The following is a 26,586-nucleotide window of genomic DNA, read 5'->3' as shown; positions in this document are numbered from 1 at the left end:
GAACCCTAACCCTCGTGCTCGGCCAACGTCACCTGGAGGTCCTCCGGTGTCCCACTGCGGTTGAACGTGATGGTCACCTCGTCGCCGGGTCGGTGGCTGCGAATCGCCACGATGAGCTCCACCATGGTGCTCACCGCCCGCCCGTCGACCTTGATGATCACGTCCCCCTCCTGCAGGCCCCCGGCCGCCGCCGGTGATCCCGATTCGATCGCCACGATCCGCGCACCCTCGCGGGTGCCGGCCGTCTCGGTCTCCACGCCGATCGTCGGATAGGTGGCCCGTCCGGTCTGGATCAGCTGCTCGCTGATGACCTTGGCCTGGTTGATCGGGATCGCGAACCCGATGCCAATGCTACCCGGCCGCGTCTCGCCGGTGGCGTTGCTCAGGATCGCCGAGTTCACCCCGATGATGCGCCCCTCGGCGTCGGCCAGTGGGCCACCCGAGTTGCCCGGGTTGATCGGGGCGTCGGTCTGCAGGGCGTTCATGAACGACGCGTCCTCGGTCGAACGCCCGACCGCGACCGGTCGGTTCTTCGCACTGATGATGCCTTGGGTGACGGTGTTGGCGAGCCCGAGCGGGGCGCCCAGGGCAACCGCGACGTCGCCGACCTCCACCGCCTCGGAGTCCCCCAACTCACTGGGGACCAGCTCCAGCCCGCTGGTGCCGACCTGGATGACGCCGAGGTCGTACGACGGACTGGTGCCCACGATCTCGGCGGTTGCTCGTGCTCCGTCGGCGAAGATGCAGGTGATCCGGCCCGACCCGTCCCGGGCACTGTCGACCACGTGGTTGTTGGTCATGATCCGGCCTTCGGTGTCGAGCACGAAGCCCGACCCCGATCCGGTGCCCTCGCCCGACTCGACCATGATCATCACGGTGCTCGGCAGCACCTTGGCCGCGACCCCGGCCGCCCCGGCCTGGGTCGGCGTCGGCGGCGGTGGCGGCGGGGTGGTCTCGGTCGGCTCCGGCTCGGCGAACACACCGTTGCCGATCGCGGCGCCGGCCAGGCCCGCGCCGCCACCGACCACGAGGGCGACCAGTCCGGCGACCCCGGCGGTGCCGAGCAGACCACGGCGACTCGTCCTCGGCCCCGAGGGTGGTGGCTGCTGCTGTTGCGGTGCCGGCTGGATCGGTTGCGGGCCCGGGCCGGGCTGGACGACCGTCGCGGCGACGGAGCGACCGGGATTGAACGGCATCCCCCCGGGTGCGGGGAAGACCTCCGTGGGCCGAGACGCCGACGGTTGGCCCTGTTGGCCCTGCTGGCCCTGGCTCCCCGGTCCCGTCGGCGGACGCTGGGCGGACTGCTGGCTCGCCGACTGCCCGTACGACGGCTGCCGGCTCGCCGACTGCTGGTACGCAGGCTGTTGACTCCCCGGCTGCCCGCTCGCCGACTGCTGGTACGCAGGCTGTTGACCCGCCGGCGGCCGGCTGGCCGACTGGCCGTACGAGGGCTGCTGGCCGGCAGCGGGTCCACCCTGGGCCGGATGCTGGCCCTGTGCCGTCCTGGGTGCCAGCGTCGTCCGATCGCCCCACGGTCCGGTGTGCTGCGCCGGGGCCGCACTGTCGGAGCTGGCGGACGGGCCACCCGCAGCCGGGCCACCTGAGGCCGAGGCACCCGCAGCCGGGCCAGGTGCAGCCGGGCCACCGTTCATGGTTGGTCCGCTCGCACCGGCAGGGTTCGTGCCGGTGTCACGCGGTGCCGACGTACCTGTCGCCGACGTACCTGTCGCCGGGGGGCCGGCCGGGCGTACCGGCTCCTCACCCCACGGGCCCTGCGGTCCGGTGGGCCGTAGCGCGGCGCCGGGCTCCGGCGTACCTTGCCGGTCGGTCATGCGGTTCCTCCACTCATCCGAAGACGATGCCCCCGACACGTTCCCAGCCGGCGCGGATGCGGTCCAGCGTGGTACGACCGGTGGGCTCGTCGTGCGGCAGTGCGGCCACCACGTCGTCGACCACCGGCCGTGGGGCAGCACTGGCGACGGTGAACACCGTGCCACCTGACTGCCACGTCATGATGGTGGGCCATCCCGGTCGCATCCAGACGCCGTCGGTCCCACTCCGGACGAAACCGGGTGGCGGACCGGACAGCTGGCCGGGCTGCTGCAGCACCGTCACCAGCTGGGTCGCGTCACCGTAGCTGAGCCGCAGCAGGCCGGGGGCGGCTGCCGAGTCGCTGTGGGCCGACAGCAGGTCCAAGCCGGCCAACGAGCGGTTGCAGTACCAGCCGTGGGTCCGCAGCGCCATCGCCGAGGACACCGACAGCGACGAGGTGGCCGCCGACACCCCCAGCTGCGGCTGCAGGTGCGGGATGAAGCCGGGCTCGGGTTGGATCTGCAGCCGGCTGAACCCGGCCGCGGCGACGACCCCGTCAGCGGTCGCGGTCTCGGTGTGAAGCAGCAGTCCGGTGGCGGCGTCGACCCACCAGCGCGCGGTCACCCCGTGGGCTCCGGTGGTCTCGAGCAGGACGGCCGGTCGGCCTGCGACCACCTGTCCCGGCCGTGCCCGCAAGGTGGCGGCCAGACCGTCCAGGTCGCCGCGGGTGTGCGGGGCCGGGGTCGGCACGAACCGGGTCATGACCGACCGGCCGGTGACCGTACGGACGTCCAGTTCGATCCCCTGTCCGGGGCGGCCCAGGACGTCGACCCGGGCGGCGAGGTGTGTCTCGGGTGAGGCGACCCGGACCCGCCAGGTGCCGTGGAAGGGGACCAGTCGGGTGCTGGACCGGGCGAGCTCCAGCAGTGCGCGGACCTCGCGGGTGGTCAGGACCTCCCCGTCCCGCACGGGTCGGGGACGGAGCCCACCGGGCGCGGCGGCGAAGACCCGATCGGCGTTCTGGGCGGTCACGACCGCGCTGGTGGCCGGCGAGTGGAGCACCTGCTGGCCGAGCGCACCCGCGTACTCGACGCGGCCGCGGTTGCCCTGGTCGGTGACCTGGTCCTCACGCGGCGGGGCGGCCGCCCAGCCGACACCGGCGAAGGCGACCGAGGCCACGGTCGTCAGCAGCAGCGCGACGATCGCGTGCCGGGCCGGTCCCAACCGATCGGCGCCCCTCGGTCGGACGGGGGGCAGGTCACGTCCGGGCGTCGGCGCCTGCGGGCGCCCCGGGGCACCGATCGCCAGCAGTCGCGACGACAGGTCCGGTCGGGGTGCCGCGTCCACGTGGCGGTAGGTACGCAGCACGTCGCGGGTGCGCCGCAGCTCGGCGATCGAGGCCGCACAGTGGCGGCACCGCAGCACGTGCGCGCCCAGCCGCTCCCGGGCGGCCGGGGAGAGTGCGTCGTCCACCAGCGCCGACAGGTGCGCCTCGGACATCCCGCAGGGAAGTCGGATCATCGCCCACCCTCGCGACCGCCGGCGCCCGACACGCCCCCGCCCGAGACAGCTTCGCCCTGCTCCACGGCGATCCCGCGGTAGCGGCCCCCGGCCTCGGGCGCCCGGTGGACCAGGGCCTTGCGCAGTTGGGCCCGGCCACGGTGGATCCGGCTGCGCACCGTCCCCAGCTTGATGCCCAACACGTCGGAGATCTCCTCGTACGACAGCCCCTCGATGTCGCACAGCACGACCGCCACCCGGTACTCCGGCTGCAACGCCGACAGCGCATCGGACACGTCGTGGTCGAGGTCACCGGCCATCACCGTCTCGACCGGGCCGAGCTGGCGGGTCTCGAGGCGCTCCTCCACGTGCTCGGCCATCGCGTCGAACCGGATCCGCTGCTTGCGGCGGGCGTGGTCGAGGAACAGGTTCGTGGTGATCCGGTGCAGCCAGCCCTCGAAGGTGCCGGGCCGGTAGCGGTCCAACGACCGGAACACCCGGATGAACACGTCCTGGGTGAGGTCCTCGGCGTCGTGCGGGTTGCCGGTCAGCCGAAGGGCGAGGCGGTAGACCCGCGCACTGTGCTCGGCGACGACCTGCTCCCAGCTGGGCGGTTGCCAGTCGTCCCCACCGTCGTTCCGGGGTACGCCGTCGTCGTGGGGTGCACCCGTGCCGGCGGTCGGCGAGTCGGAGTCGGACCGCATGGGACTCACCCCTTCTGGTGCAGGACGGATCCGCGCGAGCGCACGGCGTGGGCAGAAGTTTATCCGGTCGCCGGCCCCAGCCGAAGTTGAGCGACCCCCGCTGAGGCTGAGATTTCCCTGATCATCGACCCCTGACCCGGGTGCGGCTCAGAGGCCGACCTCGGCCAGTCGGGCGGCCAGCGCGGCGGTCTCGTCCTCCGAGGCCGGCACGAGCGGCAACCGCAGCCCGCCCACCGGGCGGCCGCGCAGCGCGAGCCCGGCCTTGACGAGCATGCAGCCCTGGGTGGCGAAGATCCCGGTGAACAGCGGCTCGGCGAGCCGGTGGACCCGCAACGCGCGTGCCACGTCACCGGCCTCGTACGCGGTGATGATCTCCTTGGCCAGCAGGCCGGTGAAGTGGGTCGACGTCCCGACCAGCCCGACCGCCCCCACCGACAGCAAGGGCAGGGTGAGCGCGTCCTCGCCCGAGTAGTACGCCAACGGGGTCCCGCGCTCGGCGCTGATCGCGATCACCTGCCCCGAGCCGACGATGTCGGCCTTGGCGTCCTTCACCGCGACGATCCGCTCGTGCTCGGCGAGCTCGAGCAGGGTCGAGGTCTCGATCGGGGTACCGGTCCGCTTCGGGATGTCGTACAACATCACCGGCAGGTCGGTCGCGTCGGCAACGGCGCGGAAGTGGGCGAGCAGGCCGCGCTGCGGCGGCTTCGAGTAGTACGGCGTCACGACCAGCAGGCCGTGGGCGCCGGCGCCGGCGGCCTGCTCGGCGAGCTTCACGGTGTGCGCGGTGTCGAAGGCGCCGATCCCGGCGATCACCTGGGCCCGGTCCCCCACGGCCGCGACGACGGCCGCGACCAACTCGGCCTTCTCCTCGGGGCTGGTCGTCGGGGCCTCCCCCGTGGTCCCGTTGATCACCAACGCGTCGTTGGCCATCTCGTCGACCAGGTACGTGGCCAGCTCGGCCGCCCGGTCCAGGTCTAGCGCCAGGTCGGCGTCGAACGGCGTGACCATCGCCGTCAACAGCCGCCCGAAGGGCCGGCGCGGATCCGTCTGCATGTCGGGAACTCTACAGCGGATCGACCCCCTGACCGGACCACTCGACCGTCGTTGCTGGACAGTGTCCACCTGCGACCCCACGGTGTGCTGTGGCACCGTGCAGGGACACGGGTGCACTAGGGTGACGCCTGTGAACACACAGTCCGCCACCGGAGAAGGCGCACCGAAGCCGGCATCGTGGGCCCTGGCCGAGAACCTCCGCCCCGAGTCGGAGGCCGCCGCGAAGGCCCGCGAGGCCGCCGGTCCCCTCGGCGTCAGCCCGATCAGCCGCGGCACCGCGGCCGCGCTCACCTTCCTGGCCCGCGTCGTCGATGCCCGGGCGGTCGCCGAGATCGGCACCGGCACCGGTGTCTCGGGCCTGGCCCTGTTCGCCGGCATGCAGCCCGACGGGATCCTCACCAGCGTTGACATCGAGCCCGAACACCAGGCGGTCGCCCGCGAGGCGTTCCTGGCCGAGGGCCTCCGTACGCAGCGGTTCCGGCTGATCGCCGGGGACGCCCTCACCCTGCTCAACAACCTGAGCGACGGGGCGTACGACATGGTCTTCATCGACGCCGACAAGCTGGAGTACCCGACCTACGTCGACCAGGCCCTGCGGCTGCTGCGGCACGGTGGCGTGCTGGCCATCGACAACACGCTGTGGCACGACCGCGTCGCCGACGAGTCGGTGACCGACGACGACACCGTCGCGATCCGCGAGGCGATCACCATGGTCAACGAGAACGAGGACCTGGTGCCCTGCCTGCTGCCGGTCGGCGACGGCCTGCTGGCGGCGGTCAAGCGCTGACGAGGCTGGGTCGGCCGGGTTCAGCTGCGGGGGTTCAGGTCGGTTCGATCGCGAGGCCCTTCGGCACCACGGTGATGCCGCCGGCCGAGACCGTACAGCCGCGGGCGATGTCGGCCTCGTGGTCGATCCCCAGCTTGGCGCCGGGGGCGACCACCACGTTCTTGTCGAGGATGGCGCGCCGGATCACCGCCTGCGCACCGACGGTCACCCCGTTCAACAACACCGACTCGTCGATGTCGGCGCCGTGGTCGATCCGCACCGACGGCGACAGCACCGAGTCCTCGACGTAGCCGCCGGAGATGATGCAGCCGGCACTCACGATCGAGTCGCGGGCCCGGCCGTCGAGCACGAACTTCGCGCCGGGCTTCTGCGCCTGGTTGGTCCAGATCGGCCAGTCGTCGTTGTACAGGTTGAACACCGGGTCGACCGAGACCAGGTCCATGTGCGCCTCGTGGTAGGCGTCGATGGTCCCGACGTCGCGCCAGTAGTTCTTGTCCTTCTCGGTGGCGCCCGGCACCGTGTTGGCGGTGAAGTCGTACACCATCGCGTCCCCGGCGTCGACGAAGGCGGGCACGATGTTGCCGCCCATGTCGTGCCGGGAGTTGGCGTCGGCCGCGTCGGTCTCGAGGGCGTCGACCAGCGCCTGGGTGGTGAACACGTAGTTGCCCATCGAGGCGAACGAGCTGTCCGGGTCGTCGGGCAGCCCGGGCGGGTCGGCCGGCTTCTCCAGGAACGACTTGATCTTGTGGTCGGTGTCGGCGTCGATGATGCCGAACGCCGAGGCCGTGCTGCGCGGCACCCGGATGCCGGCGACCGTGCAGCCCCGGCCGGAGTCGATGTGGGCGTCGAGCATCTGCTCCACGTCCATCCGGTAGATGTTGTCGGCACCGAACACGACCACGTAGTCGGGCTGGTCGTCCAAGATCAGGTTCATCGACTGGTAGATCGCATCGGCGCTGCCCTGGAACCAGCGTGGGCCGAGTCGCTGCTGGGCCGGCACCGGGGTGACGTAGTTGCCGAGCAGGGTTGACATCCGCCACGTCAGTGAGATGTGTCGGTCGAGGGAGTGGGACTTGTACTGGGTCAGCACGCAGATGTGTCGCAGGTCTGCGTTGACCAGGTTCGACAGCACGAAGTCGATCAGTCGGAACGTGCCGCCGAACGGGACGGCGGGCTTTGCACGATCCTCGGTCAGGGGCATGAGACGTTTACCCTCGCCACCGGCGAGGACCAGGGCCAACACCTTCGGATTCGACGCCATGGTTGGCACGCTACCCAAGTCCCGGTGCAGGTTTGCACCCGGCTCCGCCATGTCCACCAACCGGTCGGGTGTGTCACCATCAGGACATGACCAGCGCTGATCTCGCCGTTTCGATCCTGACCCGGGAGTACCCGCCCACCATCTATGGCGGGGCCGGGGTGCACGTCGCCCAGTTGGTGCCCCAGTTGCGCCGGCTGGCCTCCGTCGAGGTGCACTGCACCGGCGAGCCGCGCGACGGCGCGACCGCCCACGCCGAGGACACCCCTGCCGGTGCGAACGCCGCCCTGCGGGTGTTCGGCGCCGACCTGTCGATGGCCGCCGCGCTCGGCACCGAGCTGGGGCGCGTCCCCGACGTCATCCATTCCCACACCTGGTACGCCAACCTGGGCGGCCACCTCGGGGGTCTGCTGCACGACGTCGCGCATGTGGTGACCTCCCACTCGTTGGAGCCGCACCGGCCGTGGAAGGCCGAGCAGTTGGGCGGCGGCTACGCGCTGTCGTCGTGGGCCGAACGGACCGCGTACGAGGCGGCCGCGGCGGTGATCTCGGTCAGCGCCGGGATGCGCGCCGACGTGTTGGAGTCGTACACCGACCTCGACCCCGACAAGGTGCACGTGGTGCGCAACGGCATCGACCCCGAGGAGTTCGCCCCCGACCACGAGACCGACGTGGTGCGGCGGATCGGGATGGATCCCGAGGCCCCGTCGGTGGTGTTCGTCGGCCGGATCACCCGGCAGAAGGGCCTGATCCATCTGGTCCGGGCCGCAGCTGATCTTGATCCGGGGACCCAGTTGGTGCTGCTGGCCGGCGCCCCCGACACCCCCGAGATCGCCGCGGAGTTCAACGAGGCGTTCGCCGAGCTGCAGTCCCGACGCGGGAATGTCGTGTGGGTGCAGGAGATGCTGCCGCGGGCTGACGTCCGCCAGGTGCTCACCCACGCCACCGTGTTCGCCTGCCCGTCGGTGTACGAACCGCTCGGCATCGTCAACCTGGAGGCGATGGCGTGCGAAACCGCCGTGGTCGCCTCGGCGGTCGGCGGGATCCCCGAGGTCGTGGTGGACGGCGAGACCGGCCGGCTGGTGCCGTACGACCCGGCCCGGGCCGACGACCCGGCGTACGTGACGGCGTTCGAGGAGCAGTTCGCCGCGACGGTGAACGGCTTGGTCCGTGATCCGGAGCTGGCCCGCGCGTACGGCGTCGCCGGCCGCGACCGCTGCATCGCCGAGTTCTCCTGGTCGAAGATCGCCGCCGAGACCCTCGAGGTGTACCGGCGGGCCATCGAGGTCCACCGGGGCTGAGCCGATTCAGGCCGGGTGGGGCTCGGGCACCGGGTCCTTGCTGGCGGCGCCGAGCGGGCCGGTGTCCCCCTCGTCGTCGGAGGTCGTCTGCTCGGTCGTGATGTGTTGTCCGACCTGCCGGGCGTCCGGTTCGATCGCGGCCTCGACGCTGCTGACGAACATGATCAACCAGGCGAAGACGGCACCGACGGCCAACAGTTCGAACGCGGTCAGGTTGAGGTAGCCCACCCCGAGATACATGATCAACGCGAGCGTCAACGACCCCAAGGTCACCCAGCACACCACCGAGAACGCCCGCGACAGCGTCGGGAACAGCAGCGGCACACCCAGCACCAGCACCATGAAGAAGCCGACCATCGAGTACGCGACGATGTTGTGGGCAAGGAAGAACCGGCTGACCGGCAGGAACGCCAACGCAGCCAGCAGTGCCCCCAGGCCGATGAAGGCGATCCGGATGACCTGCAGCCGCCAGCGTTCCACCTGCGCCCGACCCGCCCAGCGCGACAGGTCGTGGGTCAGGTAGCCGGCGAGGGTGATGATCACGACGCCGGCGATCAACAGGGTGATGTTGAACGCGAACCCGGACACGTCGTCGATGCCGCCCAGCGACGAGAAGTGACTCTGCCACCACAGCGGTTCCGAGGTCGACAACATGCTGGCCAGGGCACCGGTCAGCACGAACAGCCCCAACAGTTCCGACAGCCGCCGGGTCGACATGGTGTACGCGGAGTCGACCACCAGGTAGAGCGCGATCGCACACCCGGCGCCGACGATCGCGGCCCCGGCAAAGCGGTCGAGCGTCAGGTCGACGAAGGCCTGCGACAGGATCCAGAAGGTCCCCAACAGCCCCATCACGGTGATCCCGGCGTGGGTCAGCGACAGTCCGATCACGTCGAGCACGCGCCGTGCCGGATGCAGCCTGCGCCGCCACCGGTTGACCGGGAACCGTGCCGACCACACGTACCAGAACACGAAAGCGACGAGGGCGAGCCCGCCGGCGGTGAAGGAGGTCACGGTCCCGATGGACCCGGCGCCGACGAGCCCGTGCATGCCCTGCCACAGCGAGGGCAGCCCGAGGCCGAACCCGATCACGAAGGCCACGGCCGAGCAGATCAGTCGCCAGGTCTCCGGCGGCAGCCCCTTCGGCATCTCCGACGCCGGCACCCGGAGCTGGCCCGACCCGGACGCCTGCTGGAAGCTCATGCCTGCCACGCTATCTGGCGGCGGGCACCACCCGGGTGAAGGTCTGACCTCCACCCGGGTCGGGTCCTTCGGAGCGACTCGGTCAGTTGCGGCCCCGCCGGTTCCGGCCGATCAGCAGGCCCGCCCCGGTCATGATCAGCAACAGTGCACCGGCAACCGCCTGCCAGATCGCCGGCGCCCCGGTCACGGCCAGCGGCGGCATCACCACCAGCGGTGGCTCGACCGGCGGAGGCACCACCGTCAGCACCGGCAGCGGACCGGTCGGCGTGTGCGTCTCCGACGGCGGCGAGGTGACCGTCGGCGGCGGCGTCCCGTCGTCGCCCGGCGGCAGGGTGCCCGTGGCGGTCGCCACGTTGTGCACCTCACCGGCGGTGACGTCGGCCGCGGTGATGGTGTACGGCGACGACGTGCACGTCATCTCCTCACCGACGAGCAGGTCACTCGCCGGGCAGGTGATCGCCACGCCGGCAGCCGCCAGCAGCGGATCGTCGACCGCCACACCGGTCAGCGGCAGCATGCCGATGTTGCTGACCAGGAAGGAGAAGGTGATCGTCTCGCCGACGTTGCCGACCCCGTCACCGTTGGTGTCGTCGAGCTCGGCCGACTTCACCAGCTCGATCCCGGGCTTGCCCATCGTGTTGGTCAGCGTGCACTCGAGCACCTGCCCGGCCTCGACCTCGAACTGCAGCCCCGGTGTCTCGGGGTCGAGGTCGGTGAGGCCGACGCAGGTGACGTCACCACCGGTCCAGCCGGCGGCCGGGGCCTCCCGCAAGGTGTAGCGGGTGTTGATCTCGAGGTCACCGAAGGTCACGGTGTCGGTGGCGTTGCCGACCCCCGACACCTGCCGGGTCGTCTCCGCGCCACCCTCGTCGGCCAACGTGATGTCGAACGACCAGCCGTAGCCCTCCACCACGTCGGCGGCAGTCTTGGTGACCGTCACCGACCCGGCATCGGCGGTGTTGACGAAGGTGCAGACCACCGTCTCCCCCGCGGTCGGCACGACGGTCACGGTCCCGTCCGCCGACACCGTCGCGCCGTTGGTGCAGCTCGACGCCTCGGTGTCGAGGGTCCAGCCGGAGGCGACCTGCTCGGTGACGGTGTAGGTCCCTCCGACCCGCAGCAGTGCCGAGGTCCAGGTGGCGTCCTCGGCCACACCGTTGTCGACCAGGCTGAACGTCGGCGCCATGTCCTCACCGGTGGTGGTGAAGCCGAAGCTGGTCTCGTCGTTCGGCCGGGCGTCCTTGATGATCACGATCGACGCCCGCTCGGTGTTGGTGTAGGTGCAGCTCACCGTCGCCCCCGGCTCCAGCACGATCGTCCCGGTCAGTCCGTCGACGGTACCGCCGGTCGAGCACACCAGGTCCGTGCCGTCGTACGACGGCGTCCCGACCTCGTTCACGGTGTAGGTGCCGGGGTCGACGTTGCTGAACGTCTGCGATCCGCTGCCCTGCTCGGTGGTGATCGAGAACTCCTCCGGGTCGAGCCAGGTGCCGGTGAAGTCGAACTCGCCGTCGGCGCCCTCGACGTGCTTGTTGATCACGATCGTGCCCTTGGCGGTGTTGACCGCTTCACACTCGATCGCATCGCCGGCGCTGACCGTGAAGTCCACGGCGGCGAGGTCGGCGGTCGACCCGTCGGCGTGGGTCACCGTGCAGGTGATCGCCCCGGCGATCCACTCCGGGCCGACGTTGATCTCGGTGAGCTCGTACTGCATCCCGGTGGTGAGACCGGTGAAGGTGGCCGTCCCCGTGCCGTCGGTGGTGCCGGCGGTCGCCACCAGCGGCGTACCGCCGGGCAGCGGCTGCAGCTGGAAGGTGAACTCACCGTCGCCACCCACACTGGTCTTGGTCACCGTCACGGTGCCGTCGACCGCGGTGTTGGTCACGGTGCAGCTGATCTCGACGCCCTGGGAGGTGCCCAGCGGTGCCACGAAGGTGACCGACGCGTTGGTCGCGTCACCGTCGGTGTCGGTGACCCCGGTGCACGTCATCGCACCGTCGGTCCAACCCGGCACCGAGGTCTCGGCCAGGGTGTACGTCCCACCCGGCAACAGGTTGCCCCACGCGGCGACCTGGGTCGTCTCGCCGGCACCCCACGTCGTCTTGGTGTCGGTCTCCGAGCCCGGCCCGGTCAGCGTGAAGTCGAACGACCACTCGACGTCCGCGGTGACCGCGGCGACGGACTTGGTCACCTCGACCTCGGAGGTCGTCGCGGTGTTGGTGATCGCACAGGTCAGCTGTTGGCCGGCCTCGACCTGGAACTGCAGCCCTGCCGTGTTCGGGTCGAGGTCGGTGACACCGGTGCAGGTGAGGTCACCCGCGGTCCAACCGGCCACCGACTGCTCGACCAGGGTGTAGGTGGTGTTGATCTTGAGATCGCCGAACTCGACCACGTCGGTGCCCTCACCGGTGCCGGTGACCTGCTTCGTCGTCGAACCACCGGCCTCGCTCAGCGTGATGTCGAACGACCAGGCCAAGGTGTCGGCGACGCCGGCGACGGTCTTGGTGACCGTCACCTTGCCCGGATCGGCGGTGTTGACGAAGGTGCAGACCACCGTCTCCCCCGCGGTCGGCACGACGGTCACGGTCCCGTCCGCGGAGATCGTCGCGCCGTTGGTGCAGCTCGACGCCTCGGTGTCGAGGGTCCAGCCGGACGCGACCTGCTCGGTGACGGTGTACGTCCCTCCGGCCCGCAGCAGCGCCGAGGTCCAGGTGGCGTCCTCGGCCACACCGTTGTCGACCAGGCTGAACGTCGGCGCCATGTCCTCACCGGTGGTGGTGAAGCCGAAGCTGGTCTCGTCGTTCGGCCGGGCGTCCTTGATGATCACGATCTGGGCCCGCTGCGTGTTGGTGTAGGTGCACACCACGGTCTCACCGGCATCCAGGTCGATGGTGCCGCGCAGTCCGGCGGTCGACGACCCGCCGTCGGGGTCGACACAGACCAGGTTGGTCCCGTCGTAGTCCGTCGTCGACGACTCCGAGACCGTGTACGACCCCGGCACCACGTTGCCGGTCGTCAGGCTCCCGGTCCCACCGCTGGTGGTGATCGAGAACTCCGACGGCGTCAGCCACGACCCGGTGAAGTCGAACGTGCCGTCGGCACCCTCCACGTTCTTGTTGATGATGATCGTGCCCTTGGCGGTGTTGGTCACCCCACAGGCGATCTGCTGGCCGACCTCGACGATGATGCGGGAGGCCGGCACCGGCCGGGTACGGTTCCCCTCGGTCACCGTGCAGGTCAGGTCGCCCAGGATCCACGACTCGGCCTGGGCGGCGTCGGTGACCGCCTCGGTCAGCACGTACTGCGTCCCCGGCACCAGGTCGGTGAAGGTGTGCGAACCGGTACCCCCGACGGTCGTCACGTTCGCGGTGAGCGGAGCGCCACCGGTGGGAGTCAGGGTGAAGCTGAACTCCCCGTCACCGCCGATCGTGGTCTTGGTGACGGTCAACTCGCCCGGCACCGCATCGTTGGTGACCGCACACGTCACCTCGACAGCCTGCGAGGTGCCCAGCGGTGCCACGAAGGTGACCGACGCGTTGGTCGCGTCACCGTCGGTGTCGGTGACCCCGGTGCACGTCATCGCACCGGCGGTCCAGCCCGACACGGGCGTCTCGGCGATGGTGTAGGTCGCCCCCGGCACCAGGCCCTGCCATGACGCGGCCCCGGTCCCGTTGCCACTGCCCGCAGCGGTCTTGGTGCCGGTCTCACCGGTCGGCGCGGGCGTCAGCGAGAAGTCGAACGACCACTCGACGTCCGCGGTCACCCCGGCCACCGTCTTGGTCACCTCGACCTCCGAGGACGAGGCGGTGTTGGTGACCGCACAGGTCAGGACCTGGCCGGCCTCGACCTGGAACTGCAGCCCTGCCGTGTTGGGGTCGAGGTCGGTGACACCGGTGCAGGTGAGGTCACCGGCGGTCCAGCCGGCCGGTACCTGCTCGGTCAGGGTGTAGGTGGTGTTGATCTTGAGATCGCCGAACTCGACCACGTCGGTGCCCCCACCGGTGCCGGTGACCTGCTTCGTCGTCGAACCACCGACCTCGGCCAAGGTGATGTCGAACGACCAGGCCAAGGTGTCGGCGACGCCGGCGACGGTCTTGGTGACCGTCACCTTGCCCGGATCGGCGGTGTTGACGAAGGTGCAGACCACCGTCTCCCCCGCGGTCGGCACGATGCTCACCGAACCGTCGGCACCGATGGTGGCGTTGTTGCTGCAGCTTGAGGCCTCGACGTCCAAGGTCCAACCCGCTGTCGCCTGCTCGGTGACGGTGTAGGTCCCACCGGCGGCCAGCGGCGCCGAGGTCCACACGTTGTCGTCGGCGCCGACGCCGTCGTCCACCAGGGTGAAGCCGGCCGGCATGTCGTTGCCGGTGGCGGTGAACGCGAACCCGGTCTCGTCGTTCGGCCGGGCGTCCTTGATGATCATGATCTGGGCCCGCTGCGTGTTGGTGTAGGTGCACACCACGGTCTCACCGGCATCCAGGTCGATGGTGCCGCGCAGTCCGGCGGTCGACGACCCGCCGTCGGGGTCGGTGCAGACCAGGCTCGTCCCGTCGTAGCCCTCGCGCTGCACCTCGAACACCTCGTACGACCCCGGCACGACGTTGCTGGTGGTCGTGCTGCCGGTCCCGCCGGTGGTGGTGATCGAGAACTCCGGCGGCGTCAGCCACGAGCCGGTGAAGGTGAAGGTGTTGTCGGCACCCTCGACGTTCTTGTTGATGATGATGGTGCCCTTGGCGGTGTTGGTCACCCCACAGGCGATCTGGTCGCCGGGCTCGACGACGATGCCGGACGCCGGCAAGGTGTCGGTCGTCTGGTCGGCGTGGGTGACGGTGCAGGTCAGGTCACCCAGGATCCACGACTCGGCCTGGGTGGCGTCGGTGACGGTCTCGGTGAGGACGTACTGCGTTCCCGGCACCAGGTCGGTGAAGGTGTGCGACCCGGTGCCACCGACCGTCGTCACGTTGGCGGTGAGCGGGTCACCGGTGGTGGGGGTCAGGGTGAAGCTGAACTCCCCGTCGCCACCGACCGCGGTCTTGGTGACGGTCAGCTCACCCGGCACCGCATCGTTGGTGATCGTGCAGCTCACCTCGGCGCCCGGTGCGATGCCCAGCGGCGCGACGAAGGTCACCGACGCGTTGGTCGCGTCACCGTCGGTGTCGGTGACACCGGTGCAGGTCATCGCCGCCGCGACGTACCCCGAGGTGGACGTCTCGGCGATGGTGTAGGTCGCCCCCGGCACGAGACCCTGCCACGACGCGGACGCCGTGCCGTTGCCGCTGCCCGCAGCGGTCTTGGTGCCGGTCTCACCGGTCGGCGCGGGTGTCAGCGAGAAGTCGAACGACCACTCGACGTCCGCGGTCACCCCGGTGACGGTCTTGGTCACCTCGACCTCCGAGGACGAGGCGGTGTTGGTGACCGCGCAGGTCAGCTGTTGGCCCGGCTCCACCTGGAACTGGAACCCGGCCGTGGTCGGGTCGAGGTCGCTCAGGCCGGTGCAGCTGATCACGCCGCCGGTCCAGCCGGCCGGCACCTGCTCGGCCAACGTGTAGGTGGTGTTGATCGCCAGGTTGTCGAAGGTGACGGTCGGATCGGCCTTGGTGGCCTGCTGCGGGGAGGCCACGCCGTCCGGTGTCGGCGTCAACGTGAACCCGAACGACCAGTTCAGGGTGTCGGCCACCCCGTCGACGGTCTTGGTCACCGTCACCTCACCGGGCTCGGCCTCGTTGACGAAGGTGCAGGTGACCGCGCCACCGGGTTCCAGCACGATCGAGGCGGTCCCGGTCGCGAGGTCGACAGCGCTACCGGTCCCGGCGTTGACACAGCTGATCCCCTGCAGCTGCCATCCGGCGAGGGCGGCCTCGACGACCTCGTAGGTGCCCGGCGCGAGCCCGGTCACGGTCTTCGACGCGGCGGCGCCACCGTCGTCGACCAGGTTGAACGGCCCGAGGTCGCCGGAGAACCCGAACGAGGTCGTGTCGTCCGGCCTGGCGTCCTTGACGATCGTGATGCTGCCGCGCTTGGCGTTGACGTAGGTACAGGTGACGGTCTCACCCGGGCTGACGTTGAACGACGCCGTCCGGTCGGCCGGCGAACCCTCCGAATCGCTGTCGTCACAGACGATCGTGGCCAACACGTGGTCGCCGGCTGCGGCCTCCACCACCGCGTACGGAGCCGTCACCGCCGGAGTGCGCTGGCTGTCGACGTTGGGTACGACGACGGCTTCGGCCGACTCGCCGTCGCCGAGGGTGGCGGTGATCGCGCCGGTGAAGTCGAACTCGACCTCGCCGTTGTCGGGCCGGACGTCCTTGATGATCTTGATCTTGCCCTGCTGCTCGTTGGTGTAGGTGCAGGTCACGGTGTCGTTGGCCACCGTGGTGACCTGCACCGTGCCCGTGTCGGAACTCGCCACGGTGGCGCCGTCGCCGGTCCGGCACACGACGCCGAGGGAGACCCACGGCAGGCCACCGATGGGCAGCGCCTCGGTGATCGTCACCGCGGTGCCGGGGGCGTACGTCAGCACCGGGCTGCTGTCGCCGAGGCCGAGCACCTGGGCGTCCTTGTCGGTGACGGAGAAGGTGAAGTCGGCCGTCTCGTCGCCGGCACCCTCCTTCTCGATCACCAGGCCGGAGGTCTGGTTGGTGATCACACAGTGGGTCCCGTCCCCGGCGATGTCGCTGGGCAGGACCGGCACCGTGGCACCGGTGGCCGCGCCGTTCTCGTACAGCGTGACGTTCGTGGTCTGCCCGCCGGTGAACGGATCGGAGTACGTGCAGCGGACGGTGCTCTGGGCGAAGCCCTCACTCATCGAGGTCTCGGTGATGCGGTAGTCAGGGCTGGCGATCACGTTGCCCCACGTGTCGGTCGGATCGCCGGGAACGGTCAGGGTGCCGGTGATGGTGGCGGTCGACCCGTTCGGCTCGGCCTCACCGTCGTCACCGGCCAGGGTGGTGTCGTGCACGGTGCCACCGTCGGCCTGGTCGACGGTGTAGCCGAAGGTGCCGGTCGTACCGGCCGGCTGCACCTCCTTGGTGACCGAGATCGAGCCACAGGTGTTGATCGTGATCGGGTCGGTCTGGGCCGAGTCCTGCAGCTGTGCGCTCAACGAGTTGCCGGTCTGGCTCAACGTGACGCCCGAGGTGAAGCTGCTGCATCGATCGGTCGGCAGGATCCCGGAGCTGGTGAGGTTGATGGCCAACTCGCCGAAGGTGCCGACGTTGCCGCTGGCCGTGCCACCGGTCGCCGACGACACGTTGCGGCCGACGGCGGCGTCGTAGTGCACGCCACCGACGGTGGTGCTGGACCATGCCGAGCCGGTCCAGGCGAGCCGGCTGACGGTGACCCCACCGCCCTGGTTGGAGTTGTAGTCGAACTGGATCAGGATGTCGTCGCCGCGGCCGGGGTTCGGTCCCTCCAGGTGGGTGAACACACTGAGGTCACCGGTGCCGCCGGCCGAGCGTGACCAGTACGAGTAGAAGATGTAGTCGTAGACCCCGGGGCTGGTCTCGACGATCTCGTAGGCCCCGCCGACCGAACACAGATCGGACTTCTCGTTGACGTTGCCGGTGGACGGCGTCCACGGATTCGACTGGACCGACTGGCCACCGGCGTACTTGGTGGTGTCGGCGGGTGGGCCGGCGCTGAGACAGGGCTCGCTGGCCATCTTGAGGTCGAGGAGCCCGGCCGTCGGCAGCCCTCCCGGGGTGACGCCGGGGCCGTACGGGGCCTGCCAGTCGTTGGGCCCGGCGATGTCACCGTCGATGGCGAACGACGTCTGTGGTGTGGTGTCCGCCGCGTTGGCAGCTGGTGCCGCCCCCCACTGCAGCCCGGCGATGAGCAGTAGCACCGCCGCGAGCTGAAGCCATGTGCGCGCGCGAAAAACAGTCCCCGAGTTGAGCATCGTTCCCCCGAAATATGCTCTGTCACCCAGCGACGTCCCCCGACATCAACTGGGCGGACCGGCCCCCCGACCGGCTGCGCCCATCCTTGCTTGTGGGCTCATCAACCGTCCAACCGCCCACTCACTTCGTTACTCAACCGAGACCTGGGCGACGCTGGGCCACTGCACCCGTACCGAACCGCGGCGATTTCGCGGCGATGTCCGCGTCAGCGGGCCAGGACCGCGAAATCGCCGCGGTTGCGTCAGCATCGCGTCCCGGGGGACGACAAAACCTCCCGCCTCGCGGCGGGAGGTTCTCCCGGAATTCCTACGTGCGCCGGCTTCGGTCAGCCCACCACGCCGGCCAGGGCGTCCATGAGCTCCTTGGCCTCGTCGGCGTTGAGCTCGACCACCAGTCGGCCGCCTCCTTCGAGCGGGACCCGCATGACGATCCCTCGGCCTTCCTTGGTGACCTCCATCGGCCCGTCACCGGTCCGCGGCTTCATCGCAGCCATCGCCCAACCTCATCTCTCGCTCAAGAAGACTCTGCCGCGACCATTATTCCCTACCTCGGCCCATCACAGCGCGTCGGGCAGGCATCAGGCGAAGAAGTCGGCCACCCGGGCGACGGTCTCGGCGGCCCAGATCACCTTCCGGTGTCCGAGACCGGAGGTGTGCACCAGCTCGGCCCCGGGCCAACTGTCGACGAGGGCCCGTGCCTCGTCGAACGACGACTCCGGATCGGTGTCGTCGTGCACCACGAGCAGGGGTGGGCGGCGGTCACCGAGCCGCTCCGCCACGTCGAGGAACTCGAAGTCGCTCGCCGGCCGCCCCACCCGCTCGGCGGCCAGCTCGAGCACCCGGGGTCGCAGGTCGGGGCTGTGGCCGGCCGCGGCCAGGAAGCTGTCCATGGTCGACGCCAGGCTCAGTGACGGTGCGATCAGGGCGAGTCGTCCGACGGTGAGGCCGTGGCGGAGCATCGCGTCGAAGGTCGCCATCGCCCCGGCGGAGTGGGCGACGACACCGGCCACCGGGCCGTGGGCCGCCGCCACGGCGGCCAGGCTGTCGGCGAGGTCGATCACGGTGCCGGTCCCTGCGCCGAGCGGTCCGGGCGACGACTCGCCGTGGCCGAGCGCATCGTGGGCCACCACCTGGTGACCGGACTCCAGCAGCGGGGTGACGTGGGCGCTGAGTTGGTGGTGCCAGCCGGCCCAGCCGTGGACCAGGTGGACGTGCGGGCCACCACCCCACAGCTCACCGACGATCAGCCGGCCGCCCGCGTCCACCTCGAAGCGCTCCCCCGCCTCGATCACCCGGCGGCGCTCCTTCAGCACGGGTGGTCTGGGGATCGAGACGAACGCCTTCTCCGCGGCCTGGGCGGCCAGCTCCGGCGAGACGTGCTCGACGAGGTTTCCCAGCTTCGGTACGGACGGCGTCATCGGTCCTCCTGGTGATCAGAACTGCTGGTCCCTGAATCGGCGTTGCCTGTCTCGGCGTTCCCTGTCTCGGCGTTGCCTGTCTCGGCGTTCCCTGTCTCGGCGTTGCCTGTCTCGACGGTCTCCGCCTCGGCCTCACCCTGCGCGGGCTCCCCCGGCTCTGCCTCGGCCTGTGGGTATTGCGGGAAGCTCTCGGGCCTTTCGGGGGTGTCGTCGTCATCGGCACGACCGTCGCCGGAGTACCAGGCCCCCCTCTCGGGGACGCCCTGGCCGCCGTCCAGGTCGTACTCGGCCCAGGGGTCGTCGACCACCGGTTCACCGGTGTCGCCCCCGGCGCCGCCCAGGTCAGGGGTTCCGTACGTCGAAGGCGCCGATCCGGCGCGGAGCACGGCGATCTCCTGGTCGCGCTGGGCGAGTTCGTTCGCCAGCCGGTCGAGCAGGTCGTCGACCTGTCGCATCGCGTACCCCCGGACGGTGACGCCGAACCGGACGTTGTCGAGGTCCTGGGCGGCGAGTGGCCGGTGCGGCAGCGGTTGCCGGTAGGTGTCGCGGATCGGCTCGGGGCGCAACTCCCCCAGCGCACCGGTGGCCGCCAGGGCGGCCAGCCCGATGGCGGCGACGACGATCGCGGCGATCACCCACTCCATGGTCGGTGATCCTAGCCGTCGACCCGGTTCGCGGCTGCTTCGCCGGCCCGGGCACCGGCGACCATCGCGGCCACGGCCTCGTCCACGTCGTCGGTCACCACCAGTGACGCCACGTCGGCCTCGGCGATGTTGCCACGCTGCAGCACGGTGTCGCGGAGCCAGTCGACCAGGCCCGACCAGTAGCCGGTGCCGAACAGCACGACCGGGAAGGTCGTCACCTTGCCGGTCTGCACCAGGGTGAGCGCCTCGAACAGTTCGTCGAAGGTGCCGAAACCGCCGGGCAGCACGATGAAGCCGCTGGCGTACTTGACGAACATCGTCTTGCGGGCGAAGAAGTAGCGGAAGTTGATGCCGAGGTTCACGTACTCGTTGAGGCCGGTCTCGTACGGCAACTCGATGCCGAGGCCCACCGAGGTGCCGTTCCGTTCGGTGGCGCCACGGTTGGCGGCCTCCATGATGCCCGGGCCACCGCCGGTGATGACCGCGTAGCCGGCGTCGACCAGACCCGCGCCGATCCGGACCGCTGCGGCGTACTCGGCGGAGTCGGCCGGGGTCCGCGCACTGCCGAACACGCTGATGGCCGGGCCGAGCTCGGCCAGCGTGCCGAAGCCCTCCACGAACTCGGACTGGATGCGCAGCACCCGCCACGGATCGGTGTGCACCCAATCCGTCGAGCCGTCGCTCTCCAGCAGCCGCTGGTCGGTGGTGGTCGACTGGAGTTGACCGCCGCCCCGGACGACCGGGCCCTGCGTCACGCGGCCGTGATGGTTCAGTCGGGACGTGGGTCGCATCGGCGACGGGTTGCGCGGTTCACTGCTCACCCGCCCAGCGTAGTGGCGGCACCGGCTCGCCCGGGCCTTCGTTTCGGGACGGGTCGTCGGGCCGGGTCGTCGGGCCGGGTCGTCGGGCCGGGTCGTCGGGCCGGGTCGTCGGGCCGGGTCGTCGGGCCGGGCGGCCGGGACGGGTCAGCCCAACCAGCGGAGCAGGGCGTCGCGGCAGGCGTACACCTCGGCGACGGGACAGAACTCGTCGTCGGCGTGGGCCTTGCTCGGGTTGCCGGGCCCGAAGTTCACCGCGGGGACGCCGAGCTGGGAGAACCGGGCGACGTCGGTCCAGCCGAACTTCGGCGCGGGGTCGCCGCCCACCGCGGCGATGAACTCCTGCGCGGCCGGCCGGTCCAGCCCCGGCAGCGCGCCGGGTGAGGAGTCGCTCAGCACCAACTCGTACCCGTCGAACACCTCGGCGACGTGGGCGAACGCCTGCTCGACCGTACGATCCGGGGCGAACCGGTGGTTGATCTGCACCTCGCACCGGTCGGGGATGACGTTGCCGGCGATGCCGCCGGTGATCTTGACCGCGTTGAGGCCCTCGCGGTAGGTCAGTCCGTCGATGTCGACGGTCCGCGGTTCGTACGCGGCGAGTCGGCCCAGCAGGTCGGCGGCGTCGTGGATCGCGTTGTGCCCCATCCAGGCCCGGGCGCTGTGGGCGGCCGTGCCGGTCAATGTGATCGTCACCCGCAAGGTGCCCTGGCAGCCACCCTCGACGACCGCGTTGGACGGCTCCCCCAGAACGGCGAAGTCACCGGCCAACAGTTCGGGGTGGGCCTCGGCGAGCAGTCCGAGCCCGTTCAGGTCGGCCTGCACCTCCTCGTTGTCGTAGAAGATCCAGGTCACGTCCCGACTCGGCTCGAGCAGTGTCGCGGCGCACGACAACGCCACCGCGACCCCGGCCTTCATGTCGCAGCTGCCGCGACCGGTGATCACCTCCACCCCGTCGAGCCCATCGTCTCCGACCAACGTCGTCCGGGTCGATGGCAGGTTGCCGGCCACCGGGACGGTGTCGAGGTGGCCCGCGACGACGACGCGGGACTCCCGGCCGAGGTCGGTCCGGGCCACCACGTTGTTGCCGAACCGGGTCAGCTGCAGGTGCGCCCTCCCCGTCAGGGCCGCCTCGACCGCATCGGCCAGTTCCTGCTCGTTGCCCGACACCGATTCGACGTCGATCAGCGCCTGCAGCAGGTCCACCACGTCACCGTCGAGGTCAAGTCGCGTCATGGTCGGTCACCCTAGTCCGCGGCGAGCACTCGTAGGGTGAGGCCCATGGGAACCGAAGAGCGGCTGGCCGTCTTCCTCGACTACGAGAACCTCGCCCTGGGTGCCCGCGAGCACCTCGGCGGCATGACCTTCGACTTCGGGCCGATCGCCGACGCCCTCGCGGTCCGGGGACGCGTGGTCGCCCGACGGGCGTACGCGGACTGGTCGTACTTCGACGAGGACCGACGATCACTGACCCGACACCACGTCGAGTTGATCGAGATGCCGCAGCGGATGGGGGCGTCACGCAAGAACGCCGCCGACATCAAGATGGTCGTCGACGCGATCGAGATGGCCTTCGAACGCGACTACATCACCACCTTCGTGATGTGCACCGGTGACAGCGACTTCTCGCCACTGGTCCACAAACTGCGCGAGCTGAACCGGAACGTGATCGGGGTCGGGGTCGAGAAGTCCACCTCTCGCCTGCTGCCACCTGCCTGTGACGAGTTCTTGTTCTACGACCGCCTCGAGGGGGTGGAGGTGCCCGACGAGGCCACCTCCGAACAGCAGCGACCCCGCCGCGGCAACGGCACCGACGCCAGCCGCGCCGGAAGCAGGAACGACGGGAGCAGGAACGACGGGGGCGCGGGAGAGCGGTCGGAGCCGGAGCAGCCCGCCGTCGACGACGAGCCCGTCACCCCCACCCAGAGCCTGGACGTCCAGCTGGCGCAGACGTTGGCGGGGCTGCTGTCGTCGTCGAACGGCCCGGTGACCGCATCGGTGCTGAAGCGGACGGTGTTGCGCAAGGACCCGACGTTCAACGAGTCCGACCACGGTTTCCGCAGCTTCGGCGAGGTGATCCGCGACCTGGCCAACCGCGGCATCGTCGAGGTGTCACCCGGTCCGTCCAGCGGCGACCCCGAGGTGTCGCTCCCCGAGCACGGTGAACGCGAGGACGCCTTCGCGCTGCTGCGCGACGTGGTCGGCGCGGTCGGCGGCCCGGTCGCGCTGTCCGGCCTGAAGGACCAACTGCGCAAGCAGCGTCCCGAGTTCAGCGAGAAGGGACTGGGCTACCGGAACTTCCTGCAGTTCTGCCGTGCCGCCGACACCGCCGGGGTGATCACGCTGCGCTGGGACGACAACACCGGGGACTACCTCGTCACCAGCTGATCATGGCCCGGCGGGTCACGCGTCGTGGTCGGCCCACCACCGGGCCAGCTCCGGCTCGAGCTGGTCGGCGACCTGCATCGGCAACGAGTGGGTGGCACCCGGCCACACCGTCACCCGGTCCATGCCCAAGCGTCGACTGCGCGCCGCCGCCTCCTCGCCGCCGGTGAGCGAGGTGTCGGCCGCGATGTCGATCCGCGTCGGCACCCCCTCCCCGGATGCACCGAGGACGGTCCGCCACTCCTGATCGGTCAGCGGCCGAGGTGTCAGTTGATCACCCACGTAGTGGGCCGACGCCTGCTCGATCATCACCGAGACGGGGTCACGCTGCTGCACCTCCGCCACGGTGACCCCGCCGATCTCGGCCAACGCCTTGTCCCGCCACGCCTGCGGCACCGGCAGCATCAACAGGGTGGCCCACAGGTACGTCGAGGCCGGCAACGCCTGCACCACCATCACCGGCTCGAACATCGTCAGCGTGGCCAGGCGCTCCGGATGGTGGGTGGCGTACGTGGCGGCCATCGCCCCACCGAACGAGTGCCCCACCAGGTGGATCCGGTCAAGGCCCAGCCCGGCGAACGTCTGGTCCAACCACGTCGCGTGGTCGTCGAACGACGTCAACGGGGTCGACTGCGTCGACATCCCGGCGTCACCGACCGCGTCGAGGGCGTAGACGGTCCGCCTGCCGAGCCAGGGTCGGATGTTGTCCACCCACATCGGCGCCCCGGAACGGATCCCGGGCAGGAACACCACCGGGGTGTGGTCACCGGGGGCCGACCACTCGTACACCCGCACCGTGCCGTACGCGGTGCGCACGTCGTGAACCCGGGTCGCCGGTGGCAGCCGCTCCATCACCTGTGAGTACGCCGTCCGGTAGGACTCGAACCCCTCGATGCTGCGCCACCGGCCCACCTGGGGAGTCGGATTGGTCAGCGCGATCGCCTTCTCCGCCACCAGCAGCGCCGCGATCGCGATGACCACGACCTGCCACACGCGCGGGCGGCGTCGGCGTACCCCTCGGTCACCACGGGTCGGTCGGGCCTGATCGGTGCTGTCGGTCATCGCCTGCTCCTCACTTCTGCTGGTCCGTCGGTGGCGCCGGGCGCCGGACGACGCCCGTCGAGCTCGTCGAGGCCCTGCCACCTCATCGACCAACACATGATCAATACACTCGTATTGATCATGTTACACTCCTGTCATGGCAGGTGGTGCGGAGGTCGACGACCCGATCATCCGGGGTGTGTGGCAGGTGATCGCGACCGACGGGCTGGGTGCGGTGACCATGCGTACGGTGGCGCAGGCGGCCGGGGTGTCGGTGGGCCGGATCCAGTACCGGTACGGCAGCAAGGAGGACCTGCTGCTGGCCAGCGCGGCCGCGATGATCAACGGCGCAGCCGCCCGCCACGAAGCCGTACGACAGACCGCCGAGGGCGACGAGACGCTGTGGCACCTGCTGTCGCACGTGATCCCGCACGACCACACCACCACGATCGGCGTCTCGGTGTTCCACCACTTCGTCGCCGCCGGCATCACCCGGCCCCGGATCGCGGCCCTGCTGGCCGAGGCGAAGCGTGGCCAACAGGCCGAGGTCGCCACCCTGCTGCGACCACTGCTGTCGCCGGCGGCCGACCCGCAGGCCGCCGCCCGGGCGCTGGTCGCCACCGCCGACGGGCTCTCGCTGCAGGTGCTCACCGGAGCCGTCGAGGCCGCCGCCGCAGCGGCGGCACTGCGGGCCGAGCTCGACCGGGTGACCGCCGCGACGGCGCCATCGGCTGGCGCGCTTCAGTAGGCTGGCGCCCATGACGGACACCGCACGCCCAGATGCCGCCGACACCTCGGCCAACGCCACGACCGATGCCGCCGACCAGCCCGACCGGGCGTGGGGTTGGGGGCTGGCCACGGTCCACGACAGTGGGATGATCCTCGACACCTGGTTCCCCACCCCTGCCCTCGGGGAGCCGGTCGAGGGTGACGCCCCCGAGGCGTTGGCCGCGTTGGAGACCACCGACGAGGCCCGCCAGGTCCGTACCGAAGCCGTCCGGGTGACCGTCGACCTGTCCGCCGCCCCGGCCAACACCCCGGACGCCTACCTGCGGCTGCACCTGCTGAGCCACCGGCTGGTCCGCCCCCGCAGCATCAACCTCGACAAGATCTTCGCGCAGTTGCCCAACGTGGTGTGGACCTCCGCCGGCCCGTGTGCGGTCACCGACTTCGAGCTCACCCGGGTGCGGCTCCGCGCCCGCGACGGGCACGTCACCGTGCATGGCGTCGACAAGTTCCCGCGGATGGTCGACTACGTGCTGCCCGCCGGGGTTCGGATCGCCGACGCCGATCGGGTACGGCTCGGCGCCCACCTGGCCGAGGGCACGACGGTGATGCACGAGGGCTTCGTCAACTTCAACGCCGGCACCCTCGGGGAGGCGATGGTCGAGGGACGGATCAGCCAGGGCGTGATCGTCGGCGCCGGGTCCGACGTCGGCGGCGGTGCCTCGATCATGGGGACGTTGTCCGGTGGCGGCACCGAAGTCGTCACGATCGGTGCCCGGTCACTGCTCGGCGCCAACGCCGGTGTGGCGTTCTCGCTGGGTGACGACTGCGTGATCGAGGCCGGGCTGTACGTCACCTCGGGGACGAAGGTCTCACTGCCCGACGGCACCGTGGTGAAGGCGGTCGAGCTGTCAGGGCAGCCGGGGCTGCTCTTCCTGCGCGACTCGGTGACCGGAGCCGTGGTGGTGAAGAATCGCGCCACCCGCGCCGTTGAACTCAACGCGGAGCTGCACGCCCAGTGAGCGCGGCCGACCAGAAACCGCTGTCATGAGCCACGCCGGATCGGGCCGGTGACCACACCCCCGCCGCGACGTGCGGCCGGATCGACCGGCAACCGGGTACTGCTCGGCTGCGGAGTGGGCCTGGTCGCGATCGTGGTGCTGGCCGTGGTCGCCACGGTCGTCGTGGTGAACCTGCTCCGCGGGTCGGGTACGGTCGCCCCGCCCCGGCCGCGTTGTGTCGCCAGCATCCCCGACCACAGCACGGTCATCACCAGCGACCAGGCCTGGTGGACCAGCATCATCGTCGGCACCAGCGTGAAGCGGGGCCTGCCACCGCGGGCAGCCTCCATCGCGATGGCGACGGTCTACCAGGAGACCGACATCCGCAATCTTGATCATGGTGACCGCGACTCGGTCGGCCTGTTCCAGCAGCGTCCCTCGATGGGCTGGGGCACGGTCGAGCAGATCATGGACCCGTACTACTCGTCGGGCGCGTTCTACGACGTGCTCGTCACGATCGACGGCTGGCAGGAGCGTGACATCACCGAGGTGGCCCAGGCCGTCCAACGCAGCGGCTACCCCGAGGCGTACCGCGACCACGAGACCGACGGCCGTACGTTGGCCAGCACCTTCACCGGCTGGACCCCGGCCGGCCTGACCTGTGTGCACAAGGCGGACACGGCCGGCGACATCGACGGCCTCAACACCTTCCTGACCACGACGCTGGGGATCGAGGCAGGTGTACCGGACGGCAAGGTCATCACCTTCACCGCCAACTCCGACGAACAGGCCTGGGCGATCGCGCACACGGCGATGGCCACCGGCAGTCGCTTCGGCACCGACGAGGTGGTGGTGGGTGCCCAGCGGTGGCAGCACGACCCGGGCGCCCTGAGCCAGTGGGGCCCTGCCGACTCCCCCGGCGATGATCGCGTCGTCATCGTCACCGTCGCCTGACATCCGTTTCGGAAGGACTCTGGCGCTCGGGGCAGCAATTCTGCATACTGCAGTACAGCCTTGAACAGCGGCCCACGCTCACCG

The 26,586-nt window shown here is 70.4% G+C and carries 20 protein-coding genes; 7 read left to right on the top strand and 13 right to left on the bottom strand.

The genetic code is table 11. The features are described from left to right. Positions 1 to 5: 5 nt before the first annotated feature. A complete protein-coding gene (locus tag ACQBAU_RS05465) occupies positions 6 to 1,196 on the bottom strand; it encodes a S1C family serine protease (RefSeq protein ID WP_465254897.1) in 1,191 nt (396 codons plus the stop codon). Positions 1,197 to 1,241: 45 nt separating this feature from the next. On the opposite strand from ACQBAU_RS05465, the gene ACQBAU_RS05460 reads away from it, so the two are divergent. Beyond that, a complete protein-coding gene (locus ACQBAU_RS05460) occupies positions 1,242 to 1,604 on the top strand; it encodes a hypothetical protein (protein WP_465254898.1) in 363 nt (120 codons plus the stop codon). Positions 1,605 to 1,845: 241 nt separating this feature from the next. On the opposite strand, the gene ACQBAU_RS05455 is transcribed toward ACQBAU_RS05460, so the two are convergent. The 3 genes from ACQBAU_RS05455 to dapA all read right to left on the bottom strand — a co-directional run bounded on the left by ACQBAU_RS05455 (position 1,846) and on the right by dapA (position 5,069). Continuing rightward, complete coding sequence (locus ACQBAU_RS05455; protein WP_465254899.1) at positions 1,846 to 3,333, bottom strand: hypothetical protein; 1,488 nt, start codon at positions 3,331 to 3,333, stop codon at positions 1,846 to 1,848. Beyond that, positions 3,330 to 4,016: an RNA polymerase sigma factor SigE gene (gene sigE, locus ACQBAU_RS05450; protein WP_465254900.1), complete on the bottom strand. Its 687-nt coding sequence runs from the start codon at positions 4,014 to 4,016 to the stop codon at positions 3,330 to 3,332. The genes ACQBAU_RS05455 and sigE overlap by 4 nt, the downstream gene beginning before the upstream one ends. A 147-nt stretch (positions 4,017 to 4,163) precedes the next feature. After that, positions 4,164 to 5,069, bottom strand: coding sequence for a 4-hydroxy-tetrahydrodipicolinate synthase (gene dapA / locus ACQBAU_RS05445; protein WP_434549264.1), 906 nt, complete (start codon positions 5,067 to 5,069; stop codon positions 4,164 to 4,166). Positions 5,070 to 5,199: 130 nt separating this feature from the next. On the opposite strand from dapA, the gene ACQBAU_RS05440 reads away from it, so the two are divergent. Continuing rightward, positions 5,200 to 5,856: an O-methyltransferase gene (locus ACQBAU_RS05440; protein ID WP_465254901.1), complete on the top strand. Its 657-nt coding sequence runs from the start codon at positions 5,200 to 5,202 to the stop codon at positions 5,854 to 5,856. Positions 5,857 to 5,890: 34 nt separating this feature from the next. Here the strand turns inward: ACQBAU_RS05440 and glgC are convergent, their stop codons facing one another. After that, positions 5,891 to 7,117 (bottom strand): glucose-1-phosphate adenylyltransferase, encoded by a 1,227-nt coding sequence (gene glgC / locus ACQBAU_RS05435; protein WP_465254902.1) that lies wholly within the window; start codon positions 7,115 to 7,117, stop codon positions 5,891 to 5,893. A gap of 86 nt (positions 7,118 to 7,203) precedes the next feature. On the opposite strand from glgC, the gene glgA reads away from it, so the two are divergent. Next, positions 7,204 to 8,415 carry a glycogen synthase gene (glgA, locus tag ACQBAU_RS05430; RefSeq protein WP_465254903.1) on the top strand — a complete coding sequence of 404 codons (1,212 nt, stop codon included), beginning with the start codon at positions 7,204 to 7,206 and terminating at the stop codon, positions 8,413 to 8,415. A gap of 6 nt (positions 8,416 to 8,421) precedes the next feature. Here the strand turns inward: glgA and ACQBAU_RS05425 are convergent, their stop codons facing one another. The 7 genes from ACQBAU_RS05425 to dapE all read right to left on the bottom strand — a co-directional run bounded on the left by ACQBAU_RS05425 (position 8,422) and on the right by dapE (position 21,631). Next, on the bottom strand, positions 8,422 to 9,618 hold the full coding sequence (locus ACQBAU_RS05425) for a hypothetical protein (protein WP_465254904.1): 1,197 nt from the start codon (positions 9,616 to 9,618) through the stop codon (positions 8,422 to 8,424). An 82-nt stretch (positions 9,619 to 9,700) separates the two neighbouring features. Beyond that, entirely contained in the window at positions 9,701 to 17,461 is a 7,761-nt protein-coding gene (locus ACQBAU_RS05420; protein ID WP_465254905.1) for a beta strand repeat-containing protein, read from the bottom strand. 380 nt (positions 17,462 to 17,841) lie between these two features. Next, positions 17,842 to 18,009: a DUF3117 domain-containing protein gene (locus tag ACQBAU_RS05415; RefSeq protein WP_434549258.1), complete on the bottom strand. Its 168-nt coding sequence runs from the start codon at positions 18,007 to 18,009 to the stop codon at positions 17,842 to 17,844. 84 nt (positions 18,010 to 18,093) lie between these two features. Further along, positions 18,094 to 18,933 carry an alpha/beta fold hydrolase gene (locus ACQBAU_RS05410; protein WP_434549257.1) on the bottom strand — a complete coding sequence of 280 codons (840 nt, stop codon included), beginning with the start codon at positions 18,931 to 18,933 and terminating at the stop codon, positions 18,094 to 18,096. Further along, the gene (locus tag ACQBAU_RS05405; protein ID WP_465254906.1) at positions 18,930 to 19,577 is read right to left on the bottom strand and encodes a DivIVA domain-containing protein; all 648 of its coding nucleotides are present in this window, start codon (positions 19,575 to 19,577) and stop codon (positions 18,930 to 18,932) included. Before ACQBAU_RS05405 ends, ACQBAU_RS05410 begins: the two co-directional genes overlap by 4 nt. A gap of 11 nt (positions 19,578 to 19,588) precedes the next feature. Beyond that, on the bottom strand, positions 19,589 to 20,368 hold the full coding sequence (locus ACQBAU_RS05400; protein ID WP_465255375.1) for an LOG family protein: 780 nt from the start codon (positions 20,366 to 20,368) through the stop codon (positions 19,589 to 19,591). 174 nt (positions 20,369 to 20,542) lie between these two features. Continuing rightward, positions 20,543 to 21,631, bottom strand: a complete 1,089-nt coding sequence (dapE, locus tag ACQBAU_RS05395; RefSeq protein ID WP_465254907.1) for a succinyl-diaminopimelate desuccinylase — start codon at positions 21,629 to 21,631, stop codon at positions 20,543 to 20,545. 45 nt (positions 21,632 to 21,676) lie between these two features. Here dapE and ACQBAU_RS05390 point away from each other — a divergent pair, with 45 nt between their 5' ends. Continuing rightward, positions 21,677 to 22,783, top strand: coding sequence for an NYN domain-containing protein (locus tag ACQBAU_RS05390; RefSeq protein ID WP_465254908.1), 1,107 nt, complete (start codon positions 21,677 to 21,679; stop codon positions 22,781 to 22,783). Positions 22,784 to 22,798: 15 nt separating this feature from the next. Here ACQBAU_RS05390 and ACQBAU_RS05385 read toward each other — a convergent pair whose 3' ends face one another. Further along, on the bottom strand, positions 22,799 to 23,842 hold the full coding sequence (locus ACQBAU_RS05385) for an alpha/beta hydrolase (protein ID WP_465254909.1): 1,044 nt from the start codon (positions 23,840 to 23,842) through the stop codon (positions 22,799 to 22,801). Between the two features lie 136 nt (positions 23,843 to 23,978). On the opposite strand from ACQBAU_RS05385, the gene ACQBAU_RS05380 reads away from it, so the two are divergent. The 3 genes from ACQBAU_RS05380 to ACQBAU_RS05370 are packed head-to-tail and all read left to right on the top strand — an operon-like array spanning position 23,979 to position 26,502. After that, a complete protein-coding gene (locus ACQBAU_RS05380; RefSeq protein ID WP_434549250.1) occupies positions 23,979 to 24,569 on the top strand; it encodes a TetR/AcrR family transcriptional regulator in 591 nt (196 codons plus the stop codon). A 10-nt stretch (positions 24,570 to 24,579) separates the two neighbouring features. Beyond that, positions 24,580 to 25,569, top strand: coding sequence for a 2,3,4,5-tetrahydropyridine-2,6-dicarboxylate N-succinyltransferase (gene dapD, locus ACQBAU_RS05375; RefSeq protein ID WP_465254910.1), 990 nt, complete (start codon positions 24,580 to 24,582; stop codon positions 25,567 to 25,569). Between the two features lie 48 nt (positions 25,570 to 25,617). Beyond that, the gene (locus tag ACQBAU_RS05370) at positions 25,618 to 26,502 is read left to right on the top strand and encodes a hypothetical protein (RefSeq protein WP_465254911.1); all 885 of its coding nucleotides are present in this window, start codon (positions 25,618 to 25,620) and stop codon (positions 26,500 to 26,502) included. Positions 26,503 to 26,586 lie beyond the last annotated feature (84 nt).

This window comes from Carbonicoccus niuqiaonis (assembly GCF_050157065.1).
Classification (GTDB): domain Bacteria; phylum Actinomycetota; class Actinomycetes; order Propionibacteriales; family Propionibacteriaceae; genus Avipropionibacterium.
This window is presented reverse-complemented; position numbering and strand designations above follow the sequence as displayed.

What these genes read in the sequence shown, in the direction of transcription:
- glgC (WP_465254902.1), bottom strand. Translation starts at nt 7,117, where the DNA reads ATGGCGTCGAATCCGAAGGTGTTGGCCCTGGTCCTCGCCGGTGGCGAG.
- ACQBAU_RS05410 (WP_434549257.1), bottom strand. Translation starts at nt 18,933, where the DNA reads ATGACGCCGTCCGTACCGAAGCTGGGAAACCTCGTCGAGCACGTCTCG.
- ACQBAU_RS05425 (WP_465254904.1), bottom strand. Translation starts at nt 9,618, where the DNA reads ATGAGCTTCCAGCAGGCGTCCGGGTCGGGCCAGCTCCGGGTGCCGGCG.
- dapD (WP_465254910.1), top strand. Translation starts at nt 24,580, where the DNA reads ATGACGGACACCGCACGCCCAGATGCCGCCGACACCTCGGCCAACGCC.
- dapE (WP_465254907.1), bottom strand. Translation starts at nt 21,631, where the DNA reads ATGACGCGACTTGACCTCGACGGTGACGTGGTGGACCTGCTGCAGGCG.
- ACQBAU_RS05380 (WP_434549250.1), top strand. Translation starts at nt 23,979, where the DNA reads ATGGCAGGTGGTGCGGAGGTCGACGACCCGATCATCCGGGGTGTGTGG.
- ACQBAU_RS05405 (WP_465254906.1), bottom strand. Translation starts at nt 19,577, where the DNA reads ATGGAGTGGGTGATCGCCGCGATCGTCGTCGCCGCCATCGGGCTGGCC.
- ACQBAU_RS05400 (WP_465255375.1), bottom strand. Translation starts at nt 20,368, where the DNA reads ATGCGACCCACGTCCCGACTGAACCATCACGGCCGCGTGACGCAGGGC.
- ACQBAU_RS05390 (WP_465254908.1), top strand. Translation starts at nt 21,677, where the DNA reads ATGGGAACCGAAGAGCGGCTGGCCGTCTTCCTCGACTACGAGAACCTC.
- ACQBAU_RS05455 (WP_465254899.1), bottom strand. Translation starts at nt 3,333, where the DNA reads ATGATCCGACTTCCCTGCGGGATGTCCGAGGCGCACCTGTCGGCGCTG.
- dapA (WP_434549264.1), bottom strand. Translation starts at nt 5,069, where the DNA reads ATGCAGACGGATCCGCGCCGGCCCTTCGGGCGGCTGTTGACGGCGATG.
- sigE (WP_465254900.1), bottom strand. Translation starts at nt 4,016, where the DNA reads ATGCGGTCCGACTCCGACTCGCCGACCGCCGGCACGGGTGCACCCCAC.
- glgA (WP_465254903.1), top strand. Translation starts at nt 7,204, where the DNA reads ATGACCAGCGCTGATCTCGCCGTTTCGATCCTGACCCGGGAGTACCCG.
- ACQBAU_RS05465 (WP_465254897.1), bottom strand. Translation starts at nt 1,196, where the DNA reads ATGCCGTTCAATCCCGGTCGCTCCGTCGCCGCGACGGTCGTCCAGCCC.
- ACQBAU_RS05415 (WP_434549258.1), bottom strand. Translation starts at nt 18,009, where the DNA reads ATGGCTGCGATGAAGCCGCGGACCGGTGACGGGCCGATGGAGGTCACC.
- ACQBAU_RS05385 (WP_465254909.1), bottom strand. Translation starts at nt 23,842, where the DNA reads ATGACCGACAGCACCGATCAGGCCCGACCGACCCGTGGTGACCGAGGG.